General features: G+C 51.2%; 9 protein-coding genes and 1 pseudogene. 3 read left to right on the top strand and 7 right to left on the bottom strand.

Annotation, left to right across the window (positions count from 1 at the left end; translation table 11 throughout):
- Positions 1–27: 27 nt before the first annotated feature.
- Complete coding sequence (locus KRAC_RS67030) at positions 28–696, bottom strand: winged helix-turn-helix transcriptional regulator (protein ID WP_007916373.1); 669 nt, start codon at positions 694–696, stop codon at positions 28–30.
- Between the two features lie 229 nt (positions 697–925).
- Here KRAC_RS67030 and KRAC_RS37330 point away from each other — a divergent pair, with 229 nt between their 5' ends.
- Positions 926–1,828, top strand: coding sequence for an alpha/beta fold hydrolase (locus KRAC_RS37330; RefSeq protein WP_211221383.1), 903 nt, complete (start codon positions 926–928; stop codon positions 1,826–1,828).
- A gap of 53 nt (positions 1,829–1,881) precedes the next feature.
- Positions 1,882–4,067 (top strand): annotated as a pseudogene (locus tag KRAC_RS79065) (RNA-guided endonuclease InsQ/TnpB family protein).
- Here KRAC_RS79065 and KRAC_RS73975 read toward each other — a convergent pair.
- From KRAC_RS73975 to KRAC_RS37300, 6 genes are all read right to left on the bottom strand, one after another.
- The gene (locus tag KRAC_RS73975; RefSeq protein ID WP_007916369.1) at positions 4,018–4,251 is read right to left on the bottom strand and encodes a hypothetical protein; all 234 of its coding nucleotides are present in this window, start codon (positions 4,249–4,251) and stop codon (positions 4,018–4,020) included. The pseudogene KRAC_RS79065 and the gene KRAC_RS73975 overlap by 50 nt on opposite strands.
- Before the next feature lie 39 nt (positions 4,252–4,290).
- The gene (locus tag KRAC_RS37320) at positions 4,291–5,184 is read right to left on the bottom strand and encodes an ABC transporter ATP-binding protein (RefSeq protein ID WP_007916367.1); all 894 of its coding nucleotides are present in this window, start codon (positions 5,182–5,184) and stop codon (positions 4,291–4,293) included.
- On the bottom strand, positions 5,174–6,256 hold the full coding sequence (locus KRAC_RS37315; RefSeq protein ID WP_007916364.1) for an ABC transporter ATP-binding protein: 1,083 nt from the start codon (positions 6,254–6,256) through the stop codon (positions 5,174–5,176). Before KRAC_RS37315 ends, KRAC_RS37320 begins: the two co-directional genes overlap by 11 nt.
- Before the next feature lie 16 nt (positions 6,257–6,272).
- Positions 6,273–7,151, bottom strand: a complete 879-nt coding sequence (locus KRAC_RS37310) for an ABC transporter permease (RefSeq protein ID WP_007916363.1) — start codon at positions 7,149–7,151, stop codon at positions 6,273–6,275.
- 25 nt (positions 7,152–7,176) lie between these two features.
- On the bottom strand, positions 7,177–8,259 hold the full coding sequence (locus KRAC_RS37305; protein ID WP_211221382.1) for an ABC transporter permease: 1,083 nt from the start codon (positions 8,257–8,259) through the stop codon (positions 7,177–7,179).
- A gap of 96 nt (positions 8,260–8,355) precedes the next feature.
- Positions 8,356–10,143, bottom strand: coding sequence for an ABC transporter substrate-binding protein (locus KRAC_RS37300; protein WP_007916361.1), 1,788 nt, complete (start codon positions 10,141–10,143; stop codon positions 8,356–8,358).
- A 748-nt stretch (positions 10,144–10,891) separates the two neighbouring features.
- Here KRAC_RS37300 and KRAC_RS37295 point away from each other — a divergent pair.
- Complete coding sequence (locus tag KRAC_RS37295) at positions 10,892–12,154, top strand: WD40 repeat domain-containing protein (RefSeq protein WP_040445648.1); 1,263 nt, start codon at positions 10,892–10,894, stop codon at positions 12,152–12,154.
- Positions 12,155–12,380: the final 226 nt, after the last annotated feature.

The raw sequence follows: 12,380 nt of genomic DNA, 5'->3' as shown, positions 1-12,380 counted from the left end.
CAGGGGGCAGAGTCATCGTTGTCTTCTTCAGGCACGGCGAGTGTATGCCTCTCTTTCATCCATCACTGGTCCGTCATACGCCAGACCGAGCTGATCGCACGCCCATCTTCCCCACGCATAGATTTGACGCAGCAATGGCTCTGCGTTTTGTCCCAGTTGTGAAAGCCGGTATTCCCCCTTGAGAGATTTCTGCCCAGAGGCATGCCGCGTGAGCACTCCCATCTGTTCTAATTCTCGTAGCTTCAGGATGAGCATATGTTGGCTGATCGGAGAAAGGAGCTTCTGCAATTCGCCAAAGCGTTTGGGACCACTGAGCAATTGATACCAAATCCAAAATGTCCATCTCCCTCCCAGACTGATCAGCCAATCAACCTCCTGCTCGCCTTGCTCGCTGTATTCCTTGTCCCAGGCGTCCATCTGGCGTATGATCGGCTCTAAACATTGCCCTACTTCCGAAAGCCGGTAATCAACCTTTGGGGGAACCTGGAGATAGACCTGCCGGTGAAGTATCCCTGTCTGTTCTAGCTCTCGTAATTGGATGGTGAGCATCTGGCGGCTGACCTGGGGAAAGAGTCGTTGGAGTTCCCCAAAGCGTTTGGGACCACTGAGCAATTGATACATGATCCAAAACTTCCATTTCCCCCCAACACCACCTCCCCCCAGTGGACAGACCGTCGTCTTCTTCTGCCGAGTCATCGCATGTGCCTCTCTTCGTGTGCAGGGTATATTTTGTTCCCCTGTTACATCCATAAAATTGCGTACTTGTTTCCCATCTCTCTCGACTGTAGAGTAATTGTAGCAAACAAGAGGGGCCGGTTACAAGGCACCATTACACGATCCTTCTTGACAAAAGCCGGGATAGCAAGAATAAAGGACAAAAGAAAAGAGGAGCCATATGAACAGCAGAAGAAAAGTTTTGCCTGATATGTATATAGAACCCCGTACCGTCGTGACGGAAAAAGGCACAGTCGAGTTCGACATGAGCGGAAGAGCTGGATCGGTGATCCTTTCCGTTCACGGTGGGATCGGCGGTGCCGATCAGGCCCGTTTGATCACGAACTGGCTGGATAGCAGCGCCTACCGGCTTCTCTGCCCATCAAGACCAGGATATCTGGGAACGCCTCTCTCCAGTGGGAAGACGTTTGAACAGCAAGCCGATCTGATGGCCGCGCTGTTAGACTATCTCCAGATTGAAAAAGTCGGGGTCGTGTGCCTCTCGGCAGGCGGTCCGACAGCGTACCAGTTCGCGATCCGCCACCCGGACAGGATCTGGGGTTTGGTGGCAATAGACAGCGTGAGCGGCTCGTATCACCCACCGGAGGGAGCCGGACCGGTGACTGAGGCCATTTTTATGAGCAATCCGGGGCAGAAGTTTTCGCAAATGCTCATGGAGAGATTCCCCAAATTACTGTTGGGCGAAGCATTTCGGGGCATTGGATACTTCACCAAGGAACAGACAAAGAGACAGGTTGAGCACGTTTTAAACGATCCTCAAGCGCTCGACTGGATGAAAGCATTGTTGGAGACGATGTATCCCTATTCCGAGCGAAAAAAGGGAAATCTGAACGATATGGAAGAGTTCCTGAAGCTCACACATCTTCCGTTAGAGCAAGTCCGGTGTCCGAGCCTCATTATTCACGGCACACACGATGCCGACGTAAAATTCTTCGATGGGGTGTACGCCTATGAACATATTCCCGGTGCAGAGCGATACTGGATCGAAGAGGGTGATCATACCGGCTTCTGGCTCAGTCAGCATGCCAAACATGTTCAGGAATACGCGCGGACTTTCCTGAAAAAACATGCGCCCGACGGACAGAGAGCCTGAGAAACGTGGCGGAGCGGCTATCGTCATTGTCGCGCGTCTTCTTCTCACATCTCATGGACCTCTGGCAACTGGCAAATGACGGGGATTGTTCTGAAATGAGCACGCATCTCTGCATGCGTTTGTACGTCACCACGAGGAAGAAGGAACATGGCGCATCCAACAGTAACAATCCAGATCTCGCCAGAATCACAGCCATCAACGCCGATCTTTCTGGGAGAAGTGGCGGTCTTTGCTCAAGTTCTCACCCAGACGGGAATCCTGAAAGCGATCCAGGACCAGGTGCGTTTTGCTCGTGCCGCTTTGGTCAGTACGACCTCATCGATTTTGTTGCCGTGCTCATCGGCTATGTCCTTTCCGGCGAACCGACGCTGCTAGCCTTTTACGAACGGCTGGCTCCGTGGGCTTCGCCGTTCATGGCTCTTTTCGGGCGAGGCCGGCTGCCCCATCGCTCAACCCTGTCCCGGTTTCTGGCGGCTCTCGACCAACCCACGGTGGAAGCCCTGCGCATACGCTTTCAAGAGGATGTGCTTGCGCGCAACCCCTTTTCTTCCCCTGGTGGCCTGTTCGACCGGACAGGTGCGCGGTGGCTGGTCCTCGATGTGGATGGAACCCGACAAGCGGCTCGTCAACGAGCACTGCCGCAAACGGACGCGTTGCCTGCTCCTCATCGGCGTTTCGATCAGGTGTGTGCCCCAGTGTATCAAGGACGCAAGCGGGGAGAAGTCGTCCGTACCAGAACTGTTGTGCTTCAGGCGCATACGCAGCAATTTCTCGGCACGTTTGGTGGGCCTGGCAACGGGGATTATCGTGGTGAGTTGCGACAAGCGATAGGGGTGATCAAGAACTACGCGACAAAATTTGGGCTTTCCACTGCTTCGGTGCTGCTTCGTCTGGATGGCCTCTATGGCGACGCCGCTCCGCTCACCGATGTTCTCACGGCTGGACTTGGCGTGATCGTCAGAAGTCGTGCTTACCACCTGCTCGATCTGGAAATGGTCAAGCAGACGCTTGCCAGCGCTTCGGATCACGTGTGTACCCATCCAGAAAGTGGGATGACGCGGACCCTCTACGATTGTGTGTCCGTCCCCTTGACGCCAACTGGCCCCGAGGTGCGCCTGGTGATCGCTACCCATGCCGTCACCTCCTCACCCGCCGACGTCGGGGTGGAGCGAGACGGTATCGTCTACGAACTGTTTGTCAGCACACTTCCCTCTCCGGCGTTTCCTGCCTCGGATGTGCTTGACCTCTACCTGCATCGCGGATCGTTTGAGACGGTGCTCGCGGATGAGGATGTCGAACAGAACGCAGATCGGTGGTACTCTCATACCCAGTGCGGCCAGGAGTTTGCCCAGATCCTGGCGCAGTGGGTATGGAACCTGCGCCTGGAGATGGGGCAGAAGCTTTCCCCGGAAGACGCGCGTACCACCGAATTCGCCAAAGCTCTGGTGGTTGAACAACCACTTCCCATCGAGCCATCTCTCGCCGTTGAGCCTGTACCTTCGGAGAAGAAACCAATGCTGCAAGCTCACTCAGAGGGCAACTGCTGGTACGTCTGCCTTGCTTGTGAAGTGGAGAGCGTAGCGCGCACACCCTACACCGATGAGGCAATTGGTATCGATCTGGGTGTCTCCAAGTTGGCAACGCTCTCTACTGGCGATATGATTGAGAACCCTAAACACTACCGACGTGCTGAGAAGAAGCTTGCTAAAGCACAGCAAGCCTTGTCCAGAAAAAAGAGGGGTCTAAGCGACGTAAGAGGGCGGTTGAGCGTGTCGCTACGCTTCACAGGAAGGTGCGCAATCAGCGCAATGACTACCTTCACCAATGGTCACACCGTCTGGTAAGCACCTACGAAACCATCGTGTTTGAAGATATCGCGCCTGCCAGCCTCTCCAAACATGCGAAACCCAAGCAAGACGCAGAGACAGGGCAATACCTTCACAATGGAGCCAGTGCGAAATCTGGCTTGAACAAGTCCATTTTAGATGCTGGTTGGGCAACCTTCATAGCCTTCTGCGAGTACAAAGCTGTAAACGCTGGTACGGTACAGATCGTGTTGGTTGATCCGAAGTATACCAGCCAGATATGCAGCAGTTGTGGCACCGTTCGCAAGAAAGAACTCTCAGAGCGTTGGCACTCTTGCGAGTGTGGATGTGAGTTGGATAGGGACCACAACGCTGCAATCAACATCAAACAGCTTTGGCTCGGACGGAGCCATCAGGAAGCGCAAGCCTCCTGAGAAGCCCCCAGCTTGAGCCGTGGGGAGTCGTCACGACCATAATTGTAGGCTCACCCGCCATTTTGATGATGAGGGGAATATCTGAGCGGCAAAGCGTATTAAAAGATGCCACATGAACCTCACTGTGGCTGATCTCTGTTTCGTTGAACGCAGCTTTTCGGGGTTCGTTTGCCCAGTTGCTCATGCTTTCCAGTCTCATCATCAAAATGGCGGATAATGCTGCTTAGCCCAGCACTTCGATATCAGGCAATTCAACGGCTGATGGCGCATCCTCCACTAGTGCGACGTCTGCTTTCTCTTGCCATCTGGCATCAGGATCGGGGACCGGTATGGAGGAGAGTAACATCTGAGTGTAGGCATGGGTTGGATGCGTTAAGACATCGTCGACATTTCCGCGTTCGACGATCTGTCCTTGTGACATCACAAGGATGTTGCCTCCGACATAGTACGCGGTTGAGAGATCGTGGGTAATGAAGAGCGTGGACATACAATATTTTTGCTGGAAGTCGAGCAAGATGTTCAGGAAGAGTACACGTACGGCGGCATCAAGCATTGATATTGGTTCATCGGCAATAATGAACTTTGGTTGGAGGAGGTGAACACGCGCAAGCATGATGCGCTGGCGCTGTCCACCGCTGATCTGATGAGGGTAGCGATTCAATACATCCTCTGGTCGTAGATCCACCGCGTGGAGCGATTCCTCGATGCGTGCTAATCCTTGTTGGCGTGTCGAGGCAAGTTGAAACTTTTTGATGGCCGTCCAAAAGACACGATCGACGCGGTAGAACGGATTGAAAATGCCGTAGGGATCCTGAAATACTGGTTGAACTTCTCGCCGATAGACATCGTATTCCTGGCGTGAAAGCCTATAGATATCTTTCCCTCGATATGTCACGCTGCCCTGCGTCGGTTTTTGCAGCCCAAGGATAATGCGTGCAATCGTGCTCTTACCGCTGCCACTCTGCCCTACAAGACTGGTTATGCCGGGTGGATCAGACGTCAGGTTGAATGAGACATCGTCCACCGCCGTAAACTTGCCACCAGCACTGCGTGCTGCGGGTCCACGAAAAACCTGTGTGATGTTTTGCACTTCGATGTTACAAGAGCTAGTTGTCATGAGTACCTCCCGCTCCAAATTGTGTATACAGGTGACAGGCAACGAGCGTCGGTTGTTTGCTCTGAGCGTCTTGCTCATTGGCTATCGTGAGGAGTTGTGGAACTTTTTCACGACATTCTGGCATCACGTGTGTGCAACGTGTATGGAAGCGGCATCCTGCTGGCCAGTTTCTGGGGCTGGGCGTGTTTCCGCGAATACCCTCCATGCGGACTCTCTGCCCACCAATTTGCGGAATTGAGTTGATTAATCCCTGCGTATAGGGATGCTTGGGTGCCTTAAATATCTGACGTACGTCGCCTACCTCAACAAGCGTGCCCGCGTACATGACGGCGATGCGATCCGCCAGTTCAGCATGTACAGCCATGTCGTGTGTGACCAGAATAATGGTCATCCTAAGCTTATCGCGCAACTCGCTGAGCATCTGGATAATAATACGTTGATTATGAACATCGAGTGCTGTAGTTGGCTCGTCCGCAATTACCAGGTCGGGACGAAGCGCGATAGCCATGGCTATCGTGACGCGCTGCTTCATTCCTCCTGACAACTCGTGTGGGTACATCCGTGCGACGTGAGGCTCAAGGCCGACTTGCTGGAGCAGATCAGATACTATGTTCAGAGCTTCGCGCCTGCTCATCTGGCTGTGCTCAAGGATCGCGTCACAAAATTGGTCAGCGATGCGTAGCACCGGGTTAAGTGAGTTCATCGAGCCCTGTGGCAGGTACGATAGATTGCGCCAGCGGATTGCGCGTAGCTGTTCGCCACTCACTGTGAGCAGGTCGATTGGGCCCTTTTCTTGCGGATAGAAGTGGATGGCTCCTCCAGCAATATACCCTGGTCGCTGTGTAAGCCGCAGTAGCGCGGTTGTCAGGGTGCTTTTGCCGCAGCCGGACTCCCCGGCAATGCCCAGGATTTCACCACGCTTGATACGCAGGCTGACGCTATCTACGGCTTTCGAGACCCCGCTGACAGTATCATAATACACTTTGAGATCTTCAATAGTGAGCAGGAGCGATTCATCCGTGCTCTTTCCCGCTGTCTTCGTCATGTGCGATGCATTGTTTGATTTTACCATTACTGTGCCTCCCTGCTTATGCTCCTGCTGTTTTGCGCAGTCTGGGATTGTAGACCTCTTCAAGCCCGATGTTGATCAGATTGACAGCGAAGAACAGCAGTGCCAACACGACCACGGGTGCGACGAAGATCGGCCAGGCACCCAGGCTTAACGCGCCCCAATCCTGGGACCAATTAAGCATGAGTCCAAGATCCAGTGTGTTACCAGGTCCCAGTCCAATAACCTCAAGGCCGACCAGGGCAAAAATCGCGCCCAGCGAGGCGGAAGCAAAGCCGACACCAATAAATGGTAAGAGGTTAGGCAGCAGTTCCAGGAAGATGATTTCGTAATCATTTAACTTTGCCACTTTTGCCAGTTCAACGTAGGGACGGCTACGCAGGCTCAATACTTGTGAGCGAATTGTCCGAGCAGCGAATGGCCAGCTAAATACGGACAGGATAGTCGCGATAGAAAACAAGCTCACCTCCCTCGAATAGGCAGAGAGCGTGATCAGCAGCGGGAAACTCGGCACAACCAGAAATACATCGGTGATGGTCGAGAGCACGCTATCGACCTTGCCGCCTTTATATCCTGCAATAAAGGCGACCACTACCCCGAACAAGGTTGAGAGCACGCCTGCGACCACTCCGACTTCGAGCGAAGCTGACAGAGCCGTTGCCGTCATCGCCAGAATATCACGTCCATAACGATCGGTCCCCAACCAGTGTTGCGCGTTCGGTAGCTCCCAGGGAGGATTAACCGAGATAGCAAGCGGGTCCTGTCCATGCCCAATGATAGCGCTAATAAGCGGGTGAAACATGGCCAGCAAAATAAAAAAAAACAGGATCAGAATACCAACCTGAACTTTGCGGCTGGATGTCCATAATCCCCAGAGCGCAAGTAAAAATCTCCGCATTGGACCTTCCTTCTTCACCGTGTTCTTAGTAATATTTGACTCGTGGATCGAACATTGGCAGAAACAAATCAAGAATCAAGTTGGCAGTAAGGACACCGAAGATGGCCATGGCAACAATACCTTGAATTGTGTTGAAGTCAAGTTGTTGAATGGCAGTGACGAAAAGGTTGCCCACGCCTGGATAGGCAAACAACTGTTCCACGAGCACATTGCCATTGAAGATAGCTCCCAATGTGATACCCAGGCCGGTAATTTGGGGAAGATAACAGTTGCGCAGGGCATACCGGTTCAGGATACTGCGCGGCTTGAGACCTTTAGCTTCCGCGAATGTCAGGTAATCTTCTCCCACAATGGTAATCATCAGCATCCGTGTTGAGAGCATCCAGCTACACACACTGATGAGCACAATAGATAGCGCGGGCAGTGTGCCATGGTTGATAACACTCAGGATAAAATCCCAGTTGAGCCCTGCTGTATAGTTGGGATCGTAGGCTGATGCCGGAGGAAACCAGTTGAGCCGATACGCGATGAAGAAGATGAGGATCAACGCGACAAAATAATAGGGGATATGTGAGAGCCCGATACACAGGTTGGTTAACCATTCCGATACATGCTTGTCGCGTTTCCAACCAATGAGTGCGCCAAGAGCGAGCCCGAGAACCCAGGAAATGATGGTTGAAAGTCCTAACAGGCCGATCGTCCAGGGGAGAGAGCGCGCAATGATATCCTGCGAGGAGTTTGGAAAACTGATCAACGAAGGTCCCAGGTCGTGTTTAACGATTAACTGGTACATGTAGTGGAGATATTGCTGGAACAGATTGCCTTCGAGTCCAAATATCTTGTTATAGTACTGTACAACGTTCTGACTGGCGTGGGCGTTATAGCCCTGACGCGATTGCAGGCTTTGAACATAAGAAGCAATCGGATTACCTGGAATGAGGTGAAAGAAAAAAAAGGTGACGGTGAGCGATCCCCACAGCGTCAGGATATAGGCACCAAAACGGCGGATAGCATACGCTATCAGGGGGTGAGCAGCCAGCCATGTGCGCAGAGATGAGAAGATATTTTGTTTGCCCGGTGAAAGCTCACGTGACATGCCTTTGATCATACAATGCTCCTTTTTCTAGGATCAGAACAGGCTGGACAGAAACCAGCTCTGGCCAGTCTGCTTGCTGAATGAAGGAATGAGGATGCTGGATGAAGCTTATGCTTTGCCAGTGGGCTTAAGGCTTCCAACGACGAATAAGAACTGACCCCACCAGTTGGATGGTACCTGGTAGAGATTGTCATCCGTTGGCCAGTTCGTCCAATATGACGTATTAAAAATGGTGGGATACGTTGTTTGCGTAACCGGAATGATCGGCATGTCTTTGTAATACGTCTCTAGTGCCTGATTGAACAAGGCCATATTCGCAGAGCTACCGGGATCGGTGTGGTCCAGTTGCGTTGCCAGACTATCGAGATCTGTGTATTTCACACGCTGAATATTGCCACCAACGCTTGCATCCTGGTTGATTGGCTTGGTTTTACTGATCTCGTAACCGCTATATAACTGCCCAGGATCGAATACCTCGCCACAGATATAGTACGTTGTGATATCGAATTGTCCATTATTGAACTTGTTGGTCCAGACCGTACCGTCGTAGTATCTGACATTGGCACCGATACCGATCTTGTTGAGTTCATCGGCCAGCTTCTGTCCATAGATGTATTCAGGGTCACCAATCTTTGATGGTGTCATAATCTCGTATTGCAGTGGTTGACCATTGTACGTGCGTTTTCCACTGCTATTGAGTTTCGCTCCCATTTCATCCAGGAGGGCTGCCGCCTTTTTGGGATCATACGTCAATTGATACTTTGCGGCAATGCTCTGATCCGACCACTTCTCATTGGAGGGGTAGTCGGCCCAAGGGAACTGTGCGGGCGGTGTAGGAACAGACCAGACAGTACTACCAAGCATCTTGCGATCTATCAGGTATGAAATAGCCCAGTGCATACGTGGATCGGCCAGTAAGCCCTTGGATGGGTCACAGTTAATGGCAATGGCTCGTGGACAGGGATCGCGGAACTTCTGTTCGATGGCAATATTTGAGTATTGATTTTTGATCGCAACCGCGTGCTGATAGTCGAAAGCTGGCACATCAACCTGGCCGCGTTTGAATTGTTCAACCTCGGAGTCTGTACTTGGAGTGGTACGATAGACGACATATTCAGGCTTGGGATCAAGCTCGTCCTTGTTCCAGTAATTGGGGTCTTTTTTCCAGATATACATGAATTGGGAAGGGATTGTGCGATCCAGTTTGTATGGACCAGTCCAGACTGGCGGGCTGGCCTTAAAGGTTAGCGGATTCTGTTTGGACCAGATGTGCTCAGGCACAATTTCCTGCCCATTGACGATCCCACAAATAAAGTTGTAATGAAAACGGGGATTGGCAATCTTCAAATCGATCACCACTGTCTGATCATCCGACGCTTTAGCCTGTTTCACGAATGGTGTATAGCTGGACGATCCAATCAACGCGTCGTTCTGTAACAGCATTTGCAGTGTAAATACGACGTCTTTGGCCGTGAATGGGGTACCGTCATTCCAGTGTGCTTTGGGATTCAGCTTGAGCGTGAGTTGCGTGTGGTCTGGGTTATATTCCCAGCCTTTGGCGAGCCAGGGTTTGGTTTCACCGGTAATGAGATTGTAGTAAAAAAGGAATTCTTTGCAGATCTGACCAAAGCCAGTTTCGTATTCCTGCCCATTGGGAATAAATGGGTTGAAACTATCGAAGACAGCAAATTGTGCTGATTGGTCGACAACAAGTGTCTGGTTGCGTGGGGTCGGCGTGATCGACGCTGTTTGCTGACCACTGCCAGGACTTGTGCTATCGTTACAGGCAGTCAAGAAGCTGCCGCCAACGATACTTCCCCCAGTCACGAGTGCAAGCTGCAGCGCCTGTCGTCGGGTCATGGATAATTCGTTGTTGTTGATGGGTCGCTCAGTCATAAAAAATACCCCTTTCCCATTCCAATCTGCAGAGATTGGTGGCGATAGTCGACTGGACGAGAGTTGCATCATCAGATGATAAATAAGAACTCTGCCAGTATGTATACACATAGATACATGGACACAAGGGCATACCTCTGACATACATTGTCAGCGTTTGTTGCTAGAGAGAGCGTGCATCGAAATGAAATGCTTGGATGGAACACCTTTACCAGGTAATAACCGCTATGTGCAGTGATGAGTTGTTTTATTGATATCCGCTACCTTCCTTCTCACGTTATAAAGCGAGCAGTTTTCAATATGCTGACAGCATACGAGAAGATACATTGCCTATCGTCTTTCCTGCCAACTCCTGCTCACCACTACTGAAAATGAAAGATGATCAAATTAGCAAGCAACAAGAGACTAATTTGTTAGCAATCATCTATACAAATTATATTAATAAAACTTTGATTGGTTTGTCAATAGCAATAATTGATACATACCTAAATATGTTGTTATCTCGTACATTTACCTTCAATTTGGTATACTAATGACAGAAATTTCCTGACAGGGAGGTCATTACCCTATGAGAGACCACACGAAAGAGCGATTACAGCGGCTATACGTTCCGGGTGTTCAGAATAGCTCATCTTCACTCATGGATGAACAGATACTTCGTAGTCAGCCCAAAGAGAGAGAAGTCCTTTCTTTTGCACAAAAAGGCTTCTCAAGACGAAGCTTACTCCTTGGGGGAGTCATATCGGGGGTGGCTCTCGCCAGCGCCAGTTGTGGCTTCAATCTATTGCCACAGATAAGGAGCCAGGGGAAGCCCACGAGTAACCACCTGCTGCGTAGTATCAATTGGGACGGACTCGATTTCTCGTGGTTGTCAGATAGCTTACATATCGCCTATGCCAGCAACCGTGGGTTGTTCGTTGTGAATGTGGAAAATGGACAACGGCGCTGGCAACAGAAAATATGGCCTGGTTATGACTATACATCCACATGGGCGACATCATGGTCGAAGCGTGGTACGACTGTTGCATATGTTGGAGGTGCAGCACTCCTGGTGCAGGAAGTGGAGAGCGGACAGAACGTTTGGACGCATCGCTATACATCATTTCCAGAACGTCGTGTAGCGCTCTCTCCTGATGGCACTCGTATTGCCTTTAGCCTATCGCCGGACACCACCAATGCTGCTCATCAGCCAGGCATCGTACAGGTCTGGGACGTACAGCATGGCACCATGCTTTCGCAGTATCCTACCTCACTAGAGGGACAGGAGATTGCGCGAGTAAATGATATTACCTGGTCACCGAATGGAGCGTTCATCGCGTCAGCATGTCAGGATGGTTCAGTACACGTCTGGGGTGCGGCTGATGCTCACCTTCTCTGGCGCTACGATGCCTCTGCCAGTTCCGGACCATGCTCTGTGCTTGGCTGGTCGCCTGATGGGAACGCTATTGTCTTTGCTGCCAGTGGGAAGACAGGCAAAAGCTTGCTGGGAGTATGGAATGCGCGTACCGGTCGGGTGCGTTTGCAAACCAACGCAGATGTCGGTGTAACCGCTCAAAATGGGAAAGACAGGCGCATCACATGGTCTCCCGATGGTACGCGTATGGCCTTTGGTGTCGTCAATAACATAGGCTCAGCGATTGATGTCTGGTCCCTTCAGGGCGGTCGGCGTCTTTTTACCTGTGAGCATGTCAGTGGACAGCCGCTTTACGTAACCTGGTCACCGGATGGGAAATACCTGGCCGCAGGAAATTATATTGCCGGCTCCAGTGAACCGGCGCAAGGGGACAATGGTAGCCGTTCGGTTGTTCAATTCTGGGATGCTTCCAGTGGTCAAGCGCTGTTTACCTATAGCGCGCCGAAAAATCCAGATCAACTGGCCTGGTCACCTGATAGCCGTTATCTGGCGCTGATTACTCCACTGAACTATGGGATTTTGAGCAATAAAACCTGTCTCTCGCTATGCCGTTATGGGTATGAAGATTATACGCTACAAGTCTTTCGTGTGCCCTGATTTCATCACTCTATCCAGGCTCTGGCGCGTAAACAAATTTGTACAGATAAATATGACTTGACAAATTTGAAAAGTACCTACTAATATTTGTATAGACATTTCTGAAGAGAAGGGGACATGGCGCTTGCGTCATGCTATGCTCGTGCCTGGTTCGCGCCTGTAGTTTATCAATAAAAAGCGACCCGGATACTGTGTTCTATAAATCTTTTCGTTTCTGTTGTTTTAC

Origin of the sequence: Ktedonobacter racemifer DSM 44963 (assembly GCF_000178855.1) — a bacterium.
Classification (GTDB): Bacteria; Chloroflexota; Ktedonobacteria; order Ktedonobacterales; family Ktedonobacteraceae; genus Ktedonobacter; species Ktedonobacter racemifer.
Note: the sequence above shows the minus strand (reverse complement) of the source record. Positions and strands in the feature narration are given on the sequence as shown.